This is a genomic window from Clostridium sp. CM038 (assembly GCF_055081105.1).
Genome location: NZ_CM143651.1, coordinates 2,090,918 through 2,110,575 on the forward strand (window position 1 = coordinate 2,090,918; position 19,658 = coordinate 2,110,575).

General features: G+C 32.9%; 20 protein-coding genes and 1 pseudogene. 1 reads left to right on the forward strand and 20 read right to left on the reverse strand.

Translation table 11 applies throughout. From position 1 onward, the window contains the following. Window positions 1-18 precede the first annotated feature (18 nt). The 5 genes from ACWJKS_RS09540 to ACWJKS_RS09560 form a co-directional block, all read right to left on the reverse strand. The gene (locus ACWJKS_RS09540; protein ID WP_462959420.1) at window positions 19-777 is read right to left on the reverse strand and encodes a potassium channel family protein; all 759 of its coding nucleotides are present in this window, start codon (window positions 775-777) and stop codon (window positions 19-21) included. Window positions 778-922: 145 nt separating this feature from the next. Further along, complete coding sequence (locus ACWJKS_RS09545) at window positions 923-1,135, reverse strand: DUF3006 domain-containing protein (protein ID WP_462959421.1); 213 nt, start codon at window positions 1,133-1,135, stop codon at window positions 923-925. Window positions 1,136-1,144: 9 nt separating this feature from the next. Next, a complete protein-coding gene (locus ACWJKS_RS09550) occupies window positions 1,145-2,392 on the reverse strand; it encodes a ComEC/Rec2 family competence protein (RefSeq protein ID WP_462959422.1) in 1,248 nt (415 codons plus the stop codon). A 95-nt stretch (window positions 2,393-2,487) separates the two neighbouring features. Further along, window positions 2,488-2,847 (reverse strand): DUF5658 family protein, encoded by a 360-nt coding sequence (locus ACWJKS_RS09555; protein WP_462959423.1) that lies wholly within the window; start codon window positions 2,845-2,847, stop codon window positions 2,488-2,490. Window positions 2,848-2,935: 88 nt separating this feature from the next. Next, window positions 2,936-3,208, reverse strand: a complete 273-nt coding sequence (locus ACWJKS_RS09560; RefSeq protein ID WP_462959424.1) for a hypothetical protein — start codon at window positions 3,206-3,208, stop codon at window positions 2,936-2,938. A gap of 179 nt (window positions 3,209-3,387) precedes the next feature. Between ACWJKS_RS09560 and ACWJKS_RS09565 the strand changes: the two genes are divergently transcribed. Next, window positions 3,388-3,786, forward strand: a complete 399-nt coding sequence (locus tag ACWJKS_RS09565; protein ID WP_462959425.1) for a YmaF family protein — start codon at window positions 3,388-3,390, stop codon at window positions 3,784-3,786. A gap of 229 nt (window positions 3,787-4,015) precedes the next feature. Here the strand turns inward: ACWJKS_RS09565 and ACWJKS_RS09570 are convergent, their stop codons facing one another. The 15 genes and pseudogenes from ACWJKS_RS09570 to ACWJKS_RS09640 form a co-directional block, all read right to left on the reverse strand. Then, entirely contained in the window at window positions 4,016-4,513 is a 498-nt protein-coding gene (locus tag ACWJKS_RS09570; RefSeq protein WP_462959426.1) for a hypothetical protein, read from the reverse strand. A 297-nt stretch (window positions 4,514-4,810) separates the two neighbouring features. After that, the gene (locus ACWJKS_RS09575; RefSeq protein WP_462959427.1) at window positions 4,811-5,521 is read right to left on the reverse strand and encodes an HIRAN domain-containing protein; all 711 of its coding nucleotides are present in this window, start codon (window positions 5,519-5,521) and stop codon (window positions 4,811-4,813) included. Then, a complete protein-coding gene (locus ACWJKS_RS09580; RefSeq protein ID WP_462961066.1) occupies window positions 5,522-6,424 on the reverse strand; it encodes a HipA domain-containing protein in 903 nt (300 codons plus the stop codon). Between the two features lie 226 nt (window positions 6,425-6,650). Further along, on the reverse strand, window positions 6,651-6,992 hold the full coding sequence (locus ACWJKS_RS09585) for a hypothetical protein (protein WP_462959428.1): 342 nt from the start codon (window positions 6,990-6,992) through the stop codon (window positions 6,651-6,653). Window positions 6,993-7,079: 87 nt separating this feature from the next. Further along, window positions 7,080-7,958, reverse strand: coding sequence for an N-acetylmuramoyl-L-alanine amidase (locus ACWJKS_RS09590; RefSeq protein ID WP_462959429.1), 879 nt, complete (start codon window positions 7,956-7,958; stop codon window positions 7,080-7,082). Between the two features lie 15 nt (window positions 7,959-7,973). Next, window positions 7,974-8,222 (reverse strand): BhlA/UviB family holin-like peptide, encoded by a 249-nt coding sequence (locus ACWJKS_RS09595; protein WP_462959430.1) that lies wholly within the window; start codon window positions 8,220-8,222, stop codon window positions 7,974-7,976. A gap of 32 nt (window positions 8,223-8,254) precedes the next feature. Next, window positions 8,255-8,386: a hypothetical protein gene (locus ACWJKS_RS09600; protein WP_462959431.1), complete on the reverse strand. Its 132-nt coding sequence runs from the start codon at window positions 8,384-8,386 to the stop codon at window positions 8,255-8,257. Between the two features lies 1 nt (window position 8,387). After that, window positions 8,388-8,555 (reverse strand): hypothetical protein, encoded by a 168-nt coding sequence (locus ACWJKS_RS09605; protein ID WP_462959432.1) that lies wholly within the window; start codon window positions 8,553-8,555, stop codon window positions 8,388-8,390. Window positions 8,556-8,557: 2 nt separating this feature from the next. Further along, the gene (locus tag ACWJKS_RS09610; protein ID WP_462959433.1) at window positions 8,558-11,767 is read right to left on the reverse strand and encodes a BppU family phage baseplate upper protein; all 3,210 of its coding nucleotides are present in this window, start codon (window positions 11,765-11,767) and stop codon (window positions 8,558-8,560) included. Between the two features lie 49 nt (window positions 11,768-11,816). Continuing rightward, window positions 11,817-12,092: a hypothetical protein gene (locus ACWJKS_RS09615; protein WP_462959434.1), complete on the reverse strand. Its 276-nt coding sequence runs from the start codon at window positions 12,090-12,092 to the stop codon at window positions 11,817-11,819. A 14-nt stretch (window positions 12,093-12,106) separates the two neighbouring features. Further along, entirely contained in the window at window positions 12,107-14,830 is a 2,724-nt protein-coding gene (locus ACWJKS_RS09620; RefSeq protein ID WP_462959435.1) for a phage tail spike protein, read from the reverse strand. Between the two features lie 10 nt (window positions 14,831-14,840). Then, window positions 14,841-15,548 carry a phage tail protein gene (locus ACWJKS_RS09625; protein WP_462959436.1) on the reverse strand — a complete coding sequence of 236 codons (708 nt, stop codon included), beginning with the start codon at window positions 15,546-15,548 and terminating at the stop codon, window positions 14,841-14,843. 5 nt (window positions 15,549-15,553) lie between these two features. Then, window positions 15,554-17,704, reverse strand: coding sequence for a phage tail tape measure protein (locus ACWJKS_RS09630; RefSeq protein ID WP_462959437.1), 2,151 nt, complete (start codon window positions 17,702-17,704; stop codon window positions 15,554-15,556). A 238-nt stretch (window positions 17,705-17,942) separates the two neighbouring features. Then, complete coding sequence (locus ACWJKS_RS09635) at window positions 17,943-18,773, reverse strand: hypothetical protein (RefSeq protein ID WP_462959438.1); 831 nt, start codon at window positions 18,771-18,773, stop codon at window positions 17,943-17,945. A 224-nt stretch (window positions 18,774-18,997) separates the two neighbouring features. Then, window positions 18,998-19,612 (reverse strand): annotated as a pseudogene (locus ACWJKS_RS09640) (phage tail tape measure protein); the annotation flags it as partial. Window positions 19,613-19,658 lie beyond the last annotated feature (46 nt).

Here is a 19,658-nt window from a genome sequence, read left to right on the forward strand (position 1 = left end):
TTTAAGAGAATATAACTTCTACTTTTTCAATGCTATAAGCACATTGTAGATATTATTTATGTCTTCAATATTTAATTCTTCAAAATTATCTAATCTCATTTTGATGTCTTCAATCGTTTGACTTTTAAAGCCTGTACTATCATTTTTACTAAGAAAGAATGTAGCTATAGTTCCAGTAAGCATACCCAAGAATCCTATACCAGTAAGCATTATTATTCCAGCAATAACTCTTCCAATTGGGGTTGCTGGAGAAATGTCTCCATATCCTACAGTTGAAATGGTGACAAAACTCCACCATAGTGCATTACCAAATGATATACCTTCTGCGAAATGTATTCCAATAGCTCCCATAAGCAATGTGGATAAAGTTATCCAAATAACATAATTTAAATTATTGGTTTTTAAAAATTTATCCATATATTTTCTAAATTTAAAAATCAATGTCCCTGATCTAAATATTTTAATAAACTTTAGTAGTTTAGCTAACCTTAATATTCTAATTGACCGAAATACAGAATTGAATGGAATAATAGAAATTAGATCGATTATATTGCACTTAAAAAACTTTACTTTATCTTTAGCTAAAAATAATCTTGTAAAGTAGTCTATAGCGAAAATTCCTAATATTATATTATCAGCAATTGAGAACGTAATAGTAATATCTTGAGGTAGGTTATATGATAGCTCAATTACAAGAATCGCAACAACAACGATAGCCAGTAACGCCATCACTATTTCATAAAATGCTATAATTCTTCTGTTTTTTAATAGTTTCAATTTAATCCTCCTTGTTTTTATATGGCAATACTTCTTTTGAATTCTTACAACTAACACTACCCTTAGTAAATAGCTTCAATCAATAGTTAGTTTGAATTTATTTTTTATAAAATGAAATACCTCGGCTGTTACACCGAGGTTAATTTCATTCCCATAAATCTTCAGTTAATCTTTCAATTTCTCTACGCCTTTTTTCAGTTTCCAATATATCAATAGTAATAGCATCATTAATGATATTAAGTACATCTCCATCCTTAGCACCAGAAGGAATTTTATCTTTAGATATGTCCATCATAGTTCTATCTTCTTTTTCACACACTGCATAATATCCTTCAAATCTATCAATAATTACTTTCATAAATTCCTCCTATTGTGGTGGTCCACAAACGCTACATGGTTCATATCCCGCCTTTGCATCATTCAAACTTATAGATATTTTGCTTTTCTTTAAATATCTACACCCACCACTGTGATATTTTTTACCTGTTTCAGTAACATATACTGTAGCGCTTTTATTTTGAGTTGCTATTGGTTTTTCTTCAGGAACTACTTTAACTTCAGTAGACGCAACACTCTTTGTTTCTGTAGTTGGTTTGTTAACTACGGCATTTGATGAAGTATTTGCCTTACTAGTAGCTGGTACAGCACCATTAGAATAACTTCCTGGCTTAACATTAAAAGTTATATCTTTACCGTTACTTGTTGCGATAACAGTTCCAGACTCGTCGGTGCGGTAAACAGAAATATTTTTAGCCTTAAGTCTATCCATGCTTTCTTTATTAGGATGACCATAACTATTGTCCTTTCCAACACTGACAACTGCATACTTTGGGCTGACCTTATCTAAAAATCCTTGTGTTGTTGAACTATTGCTACCATGATGGCCTACTTTAAGTACATCTGATTTAAGGTCATAATTTTTTGATAACATTTCTTTTTCCGATACATCTTCTGCATCTCCAGTAAATAAGAATGAATTACCTCCGAACGATACTTTAATAACTATTGAGTCATTGTTAGGGTCTTCATATCCGCTTCCATTAGGAGATAGTATGGTGCATGTAGCTTCTCCTAGTTTAAAGTTCTCTCCTGGAGTTGGCACTGAAACTTTCATTCCTTTACTTTTAATTGCATTTACTACATCTGTAAAAGTTTTAGTTGTTGCAGTTCTTTTAGGCATATATACTTTGCCTATTTTAAAACTATTTATTACATAATCAAGTCCGCCAATATGGTCTTCATGCGGATGAGTACCAACTAGAAAATCTAAATTAGTAATCCCTTGGTCTGCTATGTATTTTTTAACCAATTCACTATCAGCATTATTACCAGCATCTATTAGCATAGAGCTTGAGCCTTGTTGTATTAAAATACTATCTGCCTGGCCTACATCTATGTAGTGTACTTTTAGTTCTCCTTTAACTTCGGTAGTTACCTCCGCCTTAGGTGTCTCAGCTTTATTAGTATCTGCAGCTGCAGCTACAACTTTAGCATCAGTTTCAACCTTTACCTCTTCTTTACTGCATCCACTCAAAGTTACTCCCATAACTATTGCAATGGCAATTAGCCAAGAGCACTTCTTCTTATGAAATTTCTTTTTAACCTTATCGCTCATAATAATCCCCCTTTATATTTAAGTTCTTATAGAATAATACCATATCAACCACAATCATACAATTACTTAAAATTCCTTTTATTGTCGGAATTCTATTATAAAATTATATATAATATACTCCCAAAAATGTGTAATATATTTAAAGCTCCATAAAATATTAAGCATCCATTAATGATAATATTTGACTGGTATAGCTGCTTTTCTGTAGCATCTTTCATCCTTTGGTATACCCAAAACAAAAGTACAAATGGGATTACTACCTTAATTAATATGCTTAGTAATTGACTATTGTTTACAAATGGTGCCATGACAGAATTGATTTCTAAGAACATACCTGTGTTGATTAGAAAAATAGTAAATATAATATCTGTTACATTTAATATGTACACTGCAATTAACTTCTTCCTTATTAATCCCAAATCTCTGGTTTTTAGTAGATATTTTATAAAAGACATGGCCATCACCTCTATTTAGAAGTATTGGCCATGTCCGTATGTTTTAAACCTAGTTTTAGGTAAGATATTCAGCATTTAACAAAAGCTATTAAATCTTAAACAATATCCACTTGCAAGTATTGAGTTCATATTTAAGTTCATATCTTTTCTCACTATCTCCAATTAGGCTTTGACAGGCAAATACAATCATTAAATTACCTGCAAACTTCTCCTGTGTTCTAGTAATTACTTTATCTACTTTATCTACTTTAATTACTTGTAAAGATTCATCTTCCCTCACGATTCTTAGCCTCAAAGGGGTAATGCTCCCTTTAGTATCCATTACAGATATAACTTCAATTGGTTTTGCTACAATTTTCATATTACCCCTCCAAAACATATGTTCTTATTAATATTATACAACATATTACTTAAATTGGAAGGGGTAAAGTTTTCCTTTAAAATAAAAAATGTATGAACCACTAAATGAATTCTATCTTTTAGTGTCATATTCAATTAACCTGAATATCATATACTGTCGAAGGACAAGGAGTGATGTTAATGTCAAAGTTTGAAACTAAATATGATTATGAAGATTGGTGCGAAGAAAAACATGTTGATGAAAATTGTTGTAAAAAAGTACAACTTCATGATCATGAATTTGAAGGAAGCACTAGGTTAGCTGAATTAGGTAGTGAGGATGCTCATAATCATAGATTCGCCGGAGTATCAAGTCCTGCAATACCAGTTAAAGGCGGTCATGTTCATAAAGTTAAATCAAGAACAGATTTTTTTGACCACTTTCATGAATTTGAAGCAGTTTCGGGTCTACCGATACCTGTTGGCGGTGGTAGGCATGTTCATTTTGTAAAAGCTAAAACTAATGTCGTTGATGACCATTGCCATGAATTAATATTTGCTACACTTATAGAAGCTCCAATATTCGAAGAAGAAAGCTAATATAAATGCAGAGTTGATGTTTCTTAACAACTCTGCTTTTTTAATTTTGGGTATGCAATTAACTCTTTTATTTCTTCTAAATTATTGCCATACTACAATTACTTATACAAAAAAATAAAAAAGCTCCAAGGATTCCCTCAGAGCTACTCTAAATATTCTTGAAATGTAAGTTCGCATATCTCATAAATCATTTTACTGAAATTGTAAGGAGTGAATTTTCCCTTTAAAATTAAGGTGTTAAAAACAAAGTTTTAAGTGCTTGTAAAATAAATATGATTGTGTAATCTACGCCTTTGTCCAATAGGTTTTGTTTTGCTGCTGAAATAAAGTCACTCTGTAAATTATTTGAGTTTTCTTTAATATATTCAAGCTCCTTTTGAATTAAAAGCAAATTGCATTCTTCTACGTTGTTACCAAATTCTATGGAGTTTATAAGTCCACCAAGTTTTTGAATAATCTCTTCATTGTCTTTATTTACACATTGCATAAGAAATAATATTAGTTTTTGCGTTTCGTTGCTTTCGCACTGAAGTTTTAAACTCCGCTTATCTCTCTCTTCCTCTTCTTTTCTTTTTTGTTCAATGCCTTGTAGTCTTCTTTCGGATTCTTTATCTACTAGAGTTATTGGGGCTGCCGGGTAAAATCCAAGTGATCTAGTTAATGTATTCTTATCAACTTTAGGCAAAGTTCTTAATAGATTTGTATCAATTTCATATAAATTATCCATAACCATACCACCTCCACATATAGGTAAATTCTATAAGAAAATGTAAATCCCTTTAAATTGAATACTCATTCCAAATTAAAAATTCAAAAAAATAAAATCCAGTGCTACAACAATAGTACTGGATTTTATACATGCAATTACTTATTTTATTTTTCGTATAAATTATTGCCATACTACAATTATTTATACAAATAAAAAGAAGCCCCAAGGCATCCCTCAGAGCTTCATCAACTATTTTTTAAAATTACAAAAAAATACTTTACTGTATTTTTGCATACATTGGAAAATGTATATTAATCAAAATTTATTTTGCGGGTAAATTTTCATATCTATTTTTATACACTCATTGCAATTATTATTTATATTTGCTTCAACAACTGAACAATCTACTCGACGTCCTGATTCAATACATTCAAAAACCTCTTTACTATAATACTTTGGCATATACCCCAACATCTCATCATTGTTTTTACAAACAACAACGGCATTAAGGTCAAATTTATTATTAGGCTCCAGAACCAACTCTAACTTTTCGCCTATTTGCAAATTTATTAATTTAGGGCAAATTTGATTACTACACATATCATAATATCTTACACCAGCAACAAAAAACTCCCTAGTAATCACATCAACTGAATCTATAAATATAGGATCTATAAATTCCAATGTATCAATTGGTAATCTACCACCACTTCTTTTTAATAACTCAAAAGCATCATATTTATCTAATTTATATCTATTTAAAACAATTTCAATATCTTTTCTTCTTCTATCTGGTAATCTACTGTTGAATACTGGAAATAGGGATTGATTAAAATAAGTTTCTTCGATGTCACTAAACGCTATCAATGGTTGAAATCCTTTTTTTATAGCTTTTTTTACTTGATCTTTATTATACTTAAATACATATTCGCTATCTTTTGAAAGTTCTCCAATAACATATCTTTGTCTTTCGACCGAGTCTTTCCAAACAACGTAGATACAATCGCTTCCATTCCTTTTACTCATTTAATGTTCTCCCTCCTTTAAATTATAAATTTTTAAAATATTATTTACTCTTTCATTGATAAATTTTATTAATAATATTTTCATTTTAGAACTAACTATATTATCAGGATACTTTTCTATTAATTCCTTTACTTTTTCTTCTTTTATATTTTCCTTAATACATTTTACAAAATCTATCGTATCATCATAATAGTTCATATGTAATTCAGAAAGTACATCAAAATGATTAGGTTTCTTTGTTTCAGTTAATCTTCTCCTAATGATTGATTTAGATTTATTAATTACTAATGCACTAAAACGACGCCCATCTCTTAAAATATTATCAATTTGAGATTCATTTACATAAGCACACAATGATGATCCATTATCATACAAAGGTGATATGCGCATTTTTTTATTTACCCTATTCCATACAACTCCCCAATTACTAGGATGCCTATCACTGTTTCCAATTAAACAATCAAAAATAGGTATTTTCAAAAAATCTTTTTCTAAATTTATGAATTTCAATGAATTTATTATCATAGGAATTGAATAAAATTCTCGCGTTTTCAAATTGCAAAATTCATCTTCATCATAGCTATTATATATTCTAGTTATAAACTGTATACCCTCAATAAGTTCTTCATCACTATTTAATATAAAATAACTCATTGAGGCTCTCTTGAAATCATATTCTCCTATATCTACCCTAGCACATTCTAAATTTAACAAATAAGCCAGATCGCTAGCTATTTTTTCAGCCCAATATTCACCTGTTATAGTTCCTATATTATTAACTTTTGGAAATTTGATTATTCCTTTTTGAGTTTTACTTTTATCAATTATCCACAATTTTGAACTTGCACCACTACCAAACGGTGAATCCTCCCATATATCCCAATCATCAAATGACTTAATAATTTCTAATCAACTCCAATAAAACTATTTTTTTATGCTACAGTACCTATTTGTATTAATTAACTCTATAAACAGCTTTGAGTAGTCAGTTATCTAACTATATAAATCTCTATGTTTTTATCTGTACCTTATATATTCTATAAATATTTTTATTTTCCCTTTAAATTTACCAAAAAATAAAAAAGACCTGAAACTAGATTTCTCTAACCTCAGGCTTAAAATTATTGTGCTACTGGTATTGATGCAGCTTATCTGTAATAGTTTTATTCTGTAGAATTGCATAAGCTTGTAATTTATTTAAAGAATATTCGATAGCTCTTCTTACATCATCTTCACTAATTAAATAGCTAATCACTTTTGGTGCTTTATTGTAAGCATTTTTGAGAACATAGTCAAACTTTTCAGGGCCTTTAGCGTATAGAAGTTCTGCATCTCCGATTAGATCATAAATTCCAGTATAAATCTTTTGTTTATTTTTAGATATAATTGCCTTAACCAATCCAAAGATTACAGCTAGCAAGGCAACTAAGACACCGATATTATTAGTTAAAAAGGTTGTTATATTTGACATTTTTACATTCCTCCAAGAATTTATTTTTTTTAATATAAAAAGGTACCTATTAAGATACCCTTTAATTTTATTATTATTTTATTATTACTATCTTAGTAGAGCAGCCCAAGTATCTCTGCCCACAATTCCGTCAGCTGACAATCCCATTGCACGCTGAAATTTAATAATTGCATTTTTAGTTATATCTCCGAAGTAGCCGGTTTGTAGGTTAGCTGGAAATGCTAATCTCTTTTGTAACCATTTTGTTATGTTTCCGTTTGCCCCGAATTTTGTCATAGGGCATCCGTTGAGTGTGTTTATACCATTGAAGCCATCCACTTTTTGGTTGCTAAAGCCTTGCTTATTACATTCTGTTTGTAGTTGCGCTATAGAATTATTAACCCTTGTGTCCGGTATTGGAATAGGTACTGGTTTTGATGGTGTAACCCCCGGAATAGCCTGTCCTTTAATTGCTTCCGCGATTGCTTGGCCTACTCTATCCGCTCCTAAGCTTTTATAAAGAGCAACATCTTCTGTAGCTTCTACAAAACAAACTTCCACTAAAACAGTTGGCATTTTAGTTGATCTTATATCATGTAAACCCATACCATTTTTCAACCCTCTATTTTTAAATCCAAGTGCCTGTAAATTGTTTAATATTCTAGTCCCTGTTGCCACGCTTGTAGCACTATCTGGGTTAATCCATATCTCGCTACCGATTGCTCCGTTGTAATTTTTATAAGCATTATTAAAATGTATTGGAACGAATAAATCTACATTTGCGTTGTTAGCGGTATCTGTACCGTAATTCAAATCTGCATTTTCTCCGCAATTCCCTGGCGTACACTCTACAACCGTATCACCTGCATTTTTTAAATATTTGTCCATTGCTGCGCATACATTTCTGTCTTCTGTCACCTCATTTATTTGTGCGCTTGCACCTTCGCATTGTCTGTTGTGTCCGCCTCTTGTACCGATTTTTCCCATAATAATTTCCTCCTCTTATTTTCTTAATAATTCCTCTATTTTGTCTACTTTACTTCCGATTACTGTTATTAACTGCAAATTATTAGTTAAATCTGTAATAATATTTTGGTATGTAGATTCTCTAATTTCACTTTTTGTGTCTCTGTCTTCCTGTTTTTTTAGTACATAGAATAGTAAACAAACAAAAAGTGCATACCCCAAACCGTCATGTAGGGCCTTTGTAAGTATTGCTTCCAAGGTTATTACCTCCTTAATTTTTGGCATTAAAAAAGCACCCTTTTGAGCGCCTTACTGATTTATTCTGTTGGGATATTCTCAACAATTACATCTTTTTCTGCTTCGGAAATCCATTCTATTAGTACTGCTTTTTCTAACATTTCAACCGTGCATCTACCGTCTTGGTGTAGTCTTTTTAAAGTATTAAACATATTATTTGCCCCCTAAATTAATTAAAATTAAAGAATCCACTATATCTTTCAATTCCTTTATTTCTATATCTTTTTCTGCCCTAACAATTTCAATTTCACTTGTTATTTTTTCCTCTATTAAACTTTTTAAAAACGGACAATTATTCATTACTGTATCAAAAATATTCATTTTTAAGCCCTCCATATATTTAGTATTTCGTTTATTTTTGCTTTTAAATCTGTAGCAGTTTCCACGGTTAATAATTCAATTGATTTCATTCTTAACTCTCTATCTGCAATGGTTAAGAGTGAATTTGTGGTGTAAGAATCTAACTCTAGTACATAAGTTTTAACCTCTCCTATACTGGCATTATTGTCGGATATAGTCGCTCTAAAATTTATAGGTACAATATACTTAGTAGTGGGTGCAATCTCTCCTCCATCCACAGATAGCGTACCATTTTCATAACACGATAGAGGTAAAGTTCCGTTGGGTTCTAAGGGGTTACTACCTTCTACGTTTAATACTTCTGTAGTTGGATTTGCAAGTTGGTAAATCATTTTATAAGGTGTATATCCTTCATATGGTGCAGTTGGTAATACACTTGTTACTCCTACTGGATTAATTACACGCTTCCAGTTTTTGGGGTTAAGACCATAAAATTTATACTTTTCAACAAGCTGGTCTGCGGTCAAAGAATTAAAGTCCTCTTCTATTTGAGAACCCGCGGGTAGTTCAAATATTCTAATATCTTTAATCTTAATTTTGGTTCCTGCAGTGCTATCAGTACTGGTATAAATCACTGTTCCCAAGTCTGAATTGGATGCGTTAGAAGTACCTATACTCTTGTTATTTCCAATAGTTTTAGGTAAAGCACCGAACCCAACACCTCTGGTAGCAGAAGCGGAATTAAGGGCGCCATCTATGCTTGATGAAACTACATTATAAAGTAACCCATATTTAGTGAATGGTTTAACCGTCATAACATAAGGTGCGCCAAGGACATTACCATTCGCAGTAAATTCTAATCCTGTGTTATCTCCAATAATACCAACTGGTCTTGTCCACTCTGCCCATGTGCTAGGATTATAAGGAACTAAGCTTGGTAGGTAAGGGTACAAACCGTCTGAGTGGCACATTTTCCAACCGTAGAAATACGCTTTTCTTTCAGCTAATACTGGTGCTAATGAAGCACACCATCCCGAATCTACATTGGCTACATTAATAGCTATTCCTGTTGCACCAGTACCTATGCTATCAGCACTATTCATAGGTAAAGCCTTTTGTATTAAGTCAAGACCATCATATTTAATACCTCTAACGGAATTGCTATTTAGTATTACCTCTGGATAAACAGAAGCTGAAATATAAAGTTGCTTATAGGTAGTGTACCCAAGATTTATTAACCAATTTAAATTGCCGCTTAACTCTTCCCATTCACCACTTACATTTCTAGTAACTCGACCCTCGTTATATACGTCTGCTACTGTGCCGTTAACTCGTTTAAGGGGTTTTTCTAATAGTAATGTTCTTGCATCTTCTACATATGGCACATAGGAGGTTATCGCTGTACCTTCTTCAAGCTGTATTCCTAATTTGTCGCCCCATGTCGCACTCGTTTGATAAAACCTAACATACTTACAATTTGCTGATGTAATAAAAGGAGTATCAGTGTTACCTCCACGGCCAATACAAACTTTCTTGTCATCATAGTAGAAAACAGCTATGCGTAAAGGTTTCCCATTTTTACTAACCCTATAGCTAGTATTAGGTTTTACTTCACAGTAATTTCGAGTAGCTTTATTACCTGTTAAGGTATATACCAAGTTACCTAAATCATTAGGGTTTATACCTAAGTAGTAATTATCCAGTATGCCATTGGGGTCAAATATGTTTTTACATCTACTCGATATATCTATCTTATGAATTCCTTTACCACCAAAATTCTCTCCTACACTTTTATAAGAAGGTTTAAAAGTCATTTCTAAACTTATATAATCTGTGTAAATTGTTGAAGCTACAATTCCATCTGACGCATCTGTATAAGCTAGATAATGGACAAATCCATTTGCATCTATTTTGTCTGATACAACACCTGTGGTATAGGCAAGGGGGGCTATACTATTTGAAGTGCTAGGAGAACTATTTGACCATACGGAGTTGCTAGTATTCCATATACCGAATACTGATTTACCACCGCTTGGACAACTACCGTAGCCATACCAATTACCTTTTAACTGCTTTATATTATCCTTCAACCAAGCAACTTGACTTGCCGCCGTTTGCATTTCGCTTGGGATTGCTCCGTACCTTTTTTCATAGCTTTTAATTATATCGAAGGAAAATAAGTGTTGTGGTATAGCCCCTGGTGTTAATATTGTCGATGCCTTTACACTTGCATCAAGAGTATTAATAAATCCATAGGATTGGTCAAGATATTCATTCCACACACCTGCATCATTAGGTAGTGATAGAGTTGGAGTAAACGAAGCTTTAGCTTTATTCGGATTTTCAATTGTACTGATAGCAACCTTACCTTTGAAATCAATTAAAACTCCACCTGTATACATATCACTTGTATTACCTTCGATTGAATGATTTACAATGCCATTTACAACTGAATTAGACACATCTACGTCTGCACCAGCATCATTCTTTCCAGTCCCAAGGCTAAACATCTTAGCAGTTTGATTTAGTTGTACGGAGTAAGAAGGTGCTGTTGTTAACTCGAGCAACTCGTCTATTTCTCCAACATTCTTATTGATTTGACTCTGCAGTGCAGCCACATTGCTTTCTGCAATCATTATTTTTTTATACGTATCGTAGTCCTTCTTAATTACTCCAAAATCTGTTGTCCTGTCTTTTTCGTTGGCATTGAAAAGGTTAGTTCTAGCAGTTTCTTTCGTAGTAAATTCTGTTGACCTATTCTTTTCATTTGTATTAAAAAGATTAGTTCTATCATTTTCATTTTTTTTACACTCTGCGTTCCACTCAACTATTTTATTGTTTATTTCAGATATGTAATTAATGCTTAATGCGCCTATACTAGGGCTTGCTATAAAGGTAAAGGCTTCTGTAGATAATAAATTATTACCTTCGCTAAAAGAAATTTCACACTTTACTAATCCCGCAATCGCAAGGGCTGGACATTCAAGCGTACACTCAAAAACTCCTTTTAATGGGTCTAAAATAACTACTCCTTTACTAAAATCTTGTATTACTATATTTTTGTCATTTCTTAAAAATTTAAATTCTATGTTTTGGCCTGTTATGTCAACAACTTTTCCATTGTTTGTTAAATTAATTTCCAGTACACAGGTGCCTGTGTCACCTTGCTTAAATCTAATATTACTTAAAATTTTACTCTTTAAATCGTATCTTACGATATAGCGATTCTCCAATGTTTATCACTCCTTTATAATATTTTTGGCATTAAAAAAGCACCTACATTTAAGCAGATGCTACTGGGTATTTGTTTGCACTTTCTTGTTTTAGTGAGAGTACTGGCTCTTCCCCGCTCAAATCCATTTTAAAATTATTAGGATTTGACAAAACGTAAGGGTCATTGGGTATAATTATCTGTTTTACTATCTGCATAATATCTTGCGAGTGAGTTGTAAAAAATTCCTCGATACTTTGAATACCGCTACAAGCAGAATATATATCGCCATCGCTCTTATAATAAAATATTGTCATATTGTCTTGCATTTCTTGCATTGTAGCCATTTTAACATCTCCTTTTAATATGTTACAGTATAAAGAATGTTCATTGAACCTCTCCAAAAAGGTGCATTCTCTGTCGACGGATTTCTGACTAAAAGTGAGGATTTAACCACAAATGAAGCAGCACTTTTATCGTCAGATATCAACTCGGCATTTGCAGAAAAGACTAAATCAGTGTTGTCTTTAGGGAATACATTACCTGCCCACCAATTTAACATGTAATTTTTACCTTTAAATTCCTCCGGCAAATAAATTCTATATGTACCGTTGCTTTCTAATTTAGATACCGAACCAGTGAATTTAAGAAAGTGGTAATTCTGCCCTGTTCCTGCAGTATATCTTGTAATCCCATTTGCGCTTAATATCGTATAATCTCCATTTGGGTGGTTTACTCTTATACCACCACCTCCTATAGATATCACATCACAGATTCCATTAAAGCCAATATTAACATTAGAAGCAGTTTGCGCTATAGTACTCGCTTGTGCAGAGGTTATTTTCTCGCCTAAATCATTTATGTATGACTGACTATTTCGAACTGTATTTGTTATCGCATCAGACGTTATTTTTGATTCGGCTGTAGAAATTCTTTCATTTGAACTATCTATCTGTGATTGAGTATCTTTGTAGGAAGGCTTCCAACCAGTTCTTTTCGTGCCTTCCTCTATATGCATCTCAGAAAACCAAGCACTTGAGACTTCTCCATTAAGACTTTTATTATTGTCGAACCTTATAAACCCGCAAACTTCATCACTAAGAGTTGTAAATTCTAATTCATACTTTGCCCAATCTTCGGGAACTCTCCCCGTTATTACATTGTGAGCATGGTCAAATTGACCTCCAATGCCTACTTTATCGACAACACTTCCAAGAAAATGTATATCTATTCCATCACAATTTCCAGATTGCAGCAAGTAAACAGTTAGTAAATATTTTGTGTTAGGTTTAACTTTAAATATCGTTGAACTCGCATAGTTTTCTACCTCTAAACTATTTTTAAGAAGAAATCCAGTTCTGCCATATATGGATTCTTGTACCATGTCGCCAACCCAACCATTAATCCCAAGTAATGCGCTTGAATTATAAAGGATATTTTCTCCGCCGATAACTACATGTTCTATTGCTTCGTCAATATCTTTTTGTGAAACCTTTGAACTAATCTCATTCGCTTGAGAAGATACGCTACTTTCAACTTCTGTTATTTTTTCTTTAAATGTTTGTGTATCATTAAATTTAATCTCTAATTTATCCCCATCGAAATAAAATCCATCACCGATTTTGAGCGTTTCGCCATCCAAATTAAATTCGACTTTACCATTTTTAGAAGCTATAATACCTGTTTTTATGAGGTTAGCATTTAGAACTCCAGTTGTTATAAAGTCAGCTACAATAGCACCATCATTTGTCATTGCTATACCAAAATCTCCATAATAACCGGTGCTTGAATAGCCTAAACCACCATTATTCCATCGCCATACCTTAGTCATTGTATTAATATCTTTAGTGTCTCCAATTATTATTTCATTTTCTCTTACAGTTACATAAGAGTTTTTAATACCAGCTTTTATAAGTACCGTTGCATTATTTTTGGCTAGTTGCAATATATCATCGGTAGTGTCGATTGATTCTAATCTTTCAATTATTTGTTTTATACTTAATGGTTTAACTTCAATATAGTTACTTAACGTAATTTCTATTGTTTTTTGTGCTAATACATCAAACTTTTTAACCATTGCCCTTACTTTTATGTCTGTGTTCAATCGAGGTACATAGACCCCTATCGTATCGCCTAAATAAACCCTTTCAGCTATTATATAATTTTTATATTCCTCTGTTTTTTCAAGTTGTACAAAATTAATAGCATAACTAGCTTTAATTTTATCTATACAATTTTTGTCGTATTCCTCTTGTATTCTTCTATCAAGTTCAATTTGCGCTTCTTCCAGCGTGTCATATCCTTCATCATCGTCTTCATTATTTTCATCTTTAACTTTAATATCCTCATACCTGATAATAGCTGTGTAAACTCGATTATAGTTATTAATCAAAGGGCTATCTATATAATGACCTACAATTCCATCAAATCCTTTGCCCTGTGCCCTTGTAATAAGCTTATCTATATTGGAGTTGCATTCAAACCCTGTTAGATTTTTACCTTCCCTTATCGTAACCCCTCTGTTTACACCTATAGCACTATTGATATATTCTATATATCCTCGCCTTTGGATTTCGCCGCCCCATCTGTTTAAAAAGGATTGGTCGCAATCATGTAAAGCTTGATATAAAGTCATTTTCATATAATAAGCTGTAGAAAGATTGGAGATATTAGAAACAACTTGAATTTCTTTAGTTCCTGTAGAATTTGATACTAGATAATTACTGGCATTAGCACCGCTCATTGTGGTTGGCCTTACATCCTCTAACCACAACGTTAATTCTTCTGCTATAGTAATTTGCCTTGCAACTACATCTATGTACCTAGTGCCTACCGTGACCTTACTAACTCTAAATACTTCTTCTCCATAGTCCATTAATACTTTTAATATTACCTCTTCTTGCAATAGGTCCTGAATATTATTTTGTATTAAAAAAGTACCATCCAAAATATAATTACCGGAGCTTAAGTCTTCTTCCGTATTACATTTAGTACAGTACCTATCCAAACTTTTCCCATTACTATTTAAGACCTTACTTTTAGTAGCAGTAGAGGGGAAATATGCTACTTTTATTTGCTTTTTCATATATTCCCTCCTATCTGTATTTAGTAGTATATTCAACAATTATTTTTGTAATTGATCCGGTAAAGGCAATTGTGTTTTTACCCTTTTCAAACATATAAAAATTCCCTGAAGTATCATCATCTTTAGATGTTAAATCTAGATTTCTAACTTGCAATAGGTCACTATCTATCTCTATATAATTACTTACATTTAATATCTGCATTGTTTCACCATTTATAGTAATTTGGATATTTCCCTGGCCATAAATCTTTATAAGAGATTCAGCAGGTGCATTTCCAAAGTATTCAAAATTAAAGTTATTAGAGATTATTGTATATACTGTTTTTTGTAAATCAGATTTAAATGGTTCGCAAATAAATATAATATCAAATTCACCTATAGTTTTAAATTCTTTCTTTAAGTTTTCAAACAATATTTTTTTAACTATATAGCATCTATCTTCCCTGCCAAACATCATCCGGTTGTCTTGTATCTCTGTGAGCCATTCATAAACTCTTTCAAAGTCTATTTCAATATCTTCGGACAAAATTGTAAATGTAAATGAAATCTCTTTATTGGGATAAGTATTTTTATTTATAAACAAATTTCCATTTCTACCTTCGACTGGTACTTCCTCATATCCTTCATTACAAACGGGTATAGCTGGATACTCTTCTAAAAACAAATTAAGATTAATACTAGTGTCATTATTAAAATAAAGTTCACCTTCTTTTAACACTTGAATCACCTCCCTTTGTAATAATCATCAAGTATAGCCTGGTTAGGCGCAGTAACGTTTGCTGTAAATTCTTTACCATCTACAATTAAGCTATTTTTAATTATTATTGGTTTGTTATTATTTTTACTTACAGCATCTTTTAAACCAGTTTTATTAGTAACTGTAAAATTATGCTGAGCCACTACACTTGCTGTAGTTTTAGCTGTTTCAAAGTCTACTGTAGATTTCATTTTAGCGGCTAAATTACCCATATTAGATTCTATATCTTTTTGCAGATTAGGCATCTCGTCGTCTATTCCAGCACTTACGCCCTGGGGAATAAATTTACCAACTTGATCTCGCATAACTCGCGATGGTGAATGGATACCTAAAGCAGCCTTTGCTCCATCTACAATTCCACCAAAGAAATCACCAACTTTACTAGCTAACCAACCACCCATTCCGCTGATACCGTTCCATACTCCATGCACAATATTAGATCCTATACTAGCCATTTTGGATGGCAAACTATCGACTGCGCCCATTATATTGCTTACCATATTGGAGCCCGCTTCATGAGCCTTAGAACCTAAATTGCTAGCAAATTGTGCCATCTTAGAAAGTGTATTCGCTAAGCAACTCCATACTTTGCCTGGCAATTGGTTAAAGAAAGTACCAACTGCATTTATAGCCTTACTAGCTGAACTTGTCATATTACTATACGTTTGAGATCCCCATGTTACTATTTTTGTATAAGTATTGACTAACGCTGTCCATATCTTCCCTGGTAATTGATCAAAGAATGTACCAACTGCCTTTATCCATATAGGTACATTAGTTACCAAATAATTAAATGTATCTATGCCCCATTTAATTATAGTTCCTAGCGCAAACCCTAATGCAAATCCAATTTTCCCAGGAAGTTCATTAAAAAATGTAACTATGTTATTTACTAATTTTGGAATTGTAGTAGCTATCCAAGCTGTAACACTTGCACCCCAAGTCATAAAGCCAGTATAGATATTTGTAAAAAAGGCACCTATTTGACCAGGCAATGCACTTACTATCGCTATAAAACTATTAAAAGCGGCGGGTATATCTACTGTAAAGAAATTTACTAACCACCCCCACACTGCAATGCCAGCATCTTTTATTGCACTCCATGCTCCAATAACCGCGTTTCTGAATCCTTCGTTTGTTTTCCATAAATAAATTGTGGCTGCTACCAATGCGACTATAGCAACTAAAATAATTCCGATAGGATTGGCCGTCATCACAGCACTTAATGCTGCTTGTGCCTTTGTCCATAAAGCTGTTGCTGCTGTTGCTAAAGTTATTTTACCTGTAAATAAAGCGACCAAAGTCTCCCAAATTGTAAATACTCCATTCATCACCCCTTGAGCTATCGTAGCTCCACTAGCTGACATTGAATATAGAGCCATAGCGAGCTTCGCTTGTTGCCATGACGCAATTACACCTGTTATTATCGCACCTACTTTGAATGCAATAATCGCTGCTGTTATACCACCGATTATTGTTGCTATCCCCGTGCTATTATCCATAATCCAAGTAAAAGCAGTAATAATTCTAGGTAACCATGTAACTACACCCTCAGCAATACTAGTTATTAAATTTCCAAATCCTATTGCTAGTTTATCAACGCTGCCTGATAAAGCTCCATCAGTTAAACTTTTCGAAATTCGACTTATACTTTCTATTGCAGTTTTAGCAGCTTTTTTCAAGGGGCCTTCCATCTTTTCGTATATCTGTAATCCCAATCCCTCTAAAGCACTTTTCATTAATATTATTTGCCCTTGGAGATTGTCATTCATGGTATCGGCCATTTTTTCAGCGGCACCATCAGCATTATATATTGCACTAGTTAATTTTTCATAATCCTCGGGACTTGCATTTATAACACTCAACATACCCGCTAAGGATTCTTTGCCGAATAATGTAGCTGCCGCATTTGCTTGAGTTGCTTTATCTAACCCGCCCATCTTACTTCTTAGTTCATCCATTACGGTTTTCAATGGCTTCATAGTTCCGTCTGTATTTTTTAAACTTAATCCATATTGGTCCATAACAGTTTTCATTTTGTCGGTTGGTTTAACCATATTTACTAAAGCAGTCTTTAAACTAGTCCCTGATTGCGAAGCTTTAATTCCCGAATTCAATTCGTTATATTCTAGGCTCTTTATCCTAGACCCCTCCGCCTTTCGATGGAGTATCGGACTATATCTTCATCTTCAACATTATTTGTTAAGATGTCCGGCGCTCGTGTTTCTATTATTGGTTGTTATACCTCAAGAATTAGTCTCTACACCTTCTAACTACTTTTATTAACTTTCGTTAGTTTGGCTCGGGATTGCCTTATAAATTAATTATTGATATTATAAAAGAGCACCCATGGTATTAGGCGCTCTTAATATTTTTGTTGCGTATATATTCTTCGAATTGGTCTTTTGTATTGTATCCATATCCATAAATAGAATGGAATGTTTTGTGGCAATCATCGCATAGTGTTGTTCCGTTGTTTATATCTATTCTGTGTTCCTTATCCCAGTTATATCCATTTAAATGATGCACGTTTAAATTTCCACCTTTATTATCACCGCAACACTGGCAAGCGTAGCTATCTCTTCTCATTGCTTCTTTTATAAATGTGGTATAACCATCAAGCAATCTCCCATTTTCTCTTTCTTCATCTGTTTTATTAGGATTGTACATTGGATGGGTTTTACCTATATAAAATACTCCGTTTGCCCTATCCTTGCATTCGTAAGAACAAAATGTATGGTGCTTACCTTTTACAAAGCATTCTAACCTTTCAAAGCTATTGTCACAAAAATCGCATATATATGTTTTTCTTTCTTTTTTAGAATTTTCAGTCATTTTCTTTAAATATATGTCGTGACATTTTTTAGAACAACATACATATTCACTTCTAAAATGTGATTTTGTTCTTGTAACTTCATTACCACAAATCGTACAAAACTTAGTAATATTCCCCAATCCCTTTTTAGATAAGGAACTGCAATTGTTGCTACAAAATACAGTTTGTTTTTTACTTGATTTAAAATCTTCACCACAATATTTGCAAACTTTAGTATATCTTTTTTTAGCTTTTTCATATTTGCATTTATTACACATGCTTCCTCTTTTATCGAATTTACTTATAAGCTTTACTTGCCCACAATCTGAACATTTTTTCATAATTTTTTTACATTTTTTAATTTTAAACATAATAAATAACCCTCCCTAGGTTTTGTTTTTCCCAATATTAAATTTTAATAAGTAGGAAGGCACTTGGGAAAGCACCTTATCAATTGAGGTAATTAATCTCAATCTATCCCTATCTATATTATACCATATTTTTTTGCATTATCAATAATTAATTTATTTAGGTTTCCCCGAATTCACCGAATACTTTTTATACCAAATTTCTTTGATACCGACCCATTTTGTTAAGCCATTAATCCTAAAGCAATACTCGTATCTTCTGCACTATAACCTAATGCGCCAGCGAGTGGTGCTACATATTTAAAACTTTCACCAAGCATTGCAACATTTGTATTGGAATTAGAACTAGCTTGTGCCAATACATCTGCAAAATGTCCACTATCCTTTGCCTTCATTCCAAATGCGGTCAATGCATCTGTTACTATATCACTTACGGCCCCTAAATTTTCTCCACTCGCTGCGGCTAGATTCATAATACCCGGCAAACCTGCCAACATATCGTTAGTTTTCCATCCAGCCATTGCCATATATTTTAACGCTTCCGCTGATTCTGTTGCGCTAAATTTAGTAGTAGCGCCCATTTCTTTGGCTTTATTACTTAATTTCACCATATCTTCCGCACTAGCACCTGATATTGCTTTTACTTTAGACATGCCAGCTTCAAAATCTGAGCCAACTTTTACTGCATACACTCCAATGCCAAGAAGCGCCGTACCAACACCCGCGACTGCAAGCCCTACTCCTTTTAACGCAACTCCGGCAATACCACCTAACTTACCTAAGCCATTTTCAATTCCATGTGAATCTAAAAGTGTATCGATGACGATACGACCGTCGCCCATATATTTCTCACCTACCTTTTTTATAAAATAAAAAAAGCAGGCGTTG

Coding starts and splice junctions, on each gene's coding strand:
- ACWJKS_RS09600 (WP_462959431.1), bottom strand. CDS start 8,386: ATGTTTAATACTTTAAAAAGACTACACCAAGACGGTAGATGCACGGTT.
- ACWJKS_RS09620 (WP_462959435.1), bottom strand. CDS start 14,830: ATGAAAAAGCAAATAAAAGTAGCATATTTCCCCTCTACTGCTACTAAA.
- ACWJKS_RS09585 (WP_462959428.1), bottom strand. CDS start 6,992: ATGTCAAATATAACAACCTTTTTAACTAATAATATCGGTGTCTTAGTT.
- ACWJKS_RS09635 (WP_462959438.1), bottom strand. CDS start 18,773: ATGTTTAAAATTAAAAAATGTAAAAAAATTATGAAAAAATGTTCAGAT.
- ACWJKS_RS09565 (WP_462959425.1), top strand. CDS start 3,388: ATGTCAAAGTTTGAAACTAAATATGATTATGAAGATTGGTGCGAAGAA.
- ACWJKS_RS09550 (WP_462959422.1), bottom strand. CDS start 2,392: ATGAGCGATAAGGTTAAAAAGAAATTTCATAAGAAGAAGTGCTCTTGG.
- ACWJKS_RS09545 (WP_462959421.1), bottom strand. CDS start 1,135: ATGAAAGTAATTATTGATAGATTTGAAGGATATTATGCAGTGTGTGAA.
- ACWJKS_RS09555 (WP_462959423.1), bottom strand. CDS start 2,847: ATGTCTTTTATAAAATATCTACTAAAAACCAGAGATTTGGGATTAATA.
- ACWJKS_RS09605 (WP_462959432.1), bottom strand. CDS start 8,555: ATGAATATTTTTGATACAGTAATGAATAATTGTCCGTTTTTAAAAAGT.
- ACWJKS_RS09570 (WP_462959426.1), bottom strand. CDS start 4,513: ATGGATAATTTATATGAAATTGATACAAATCTATTAAGAACTTTGCCT.
- ACWJKS_RS09590 (WP_462959429.1), bottom strand. CDS start 7,958: ATGGGAAAAATCGGTACAAGAGGCGGACACAACAGACAATGCGAAGGT.
- ACWJKS_RS09560 (WP_462959424.1), bottom strand. CDS start 3,208: ATGAAAATTGTAGCAAAACCAATTGAAGTTATATCTGTAATGGATACT.
- ACWJKS_RS09575 (WP_462959427.1), bottom strand. CDS start 5,521: ATGAGTAAAAGGAATGGAAGCGATTGTATCTACGTTGTTTGGAAAGAC.
- ACWJKS_RS09615 (WP_462959434.1), bottom strand. CDS start 12,092: ATGGCTACAATGCAAGAAATGCAAGACAATATGACAATATTTTATTAT.
- ACWJKS_RS09595 (WP_462959430.1), bottom strand. CDS start 8,222: ATGCCAAAAATTAAGGAGGTAATAACCTTGGAAGCAATACTTACAAAG.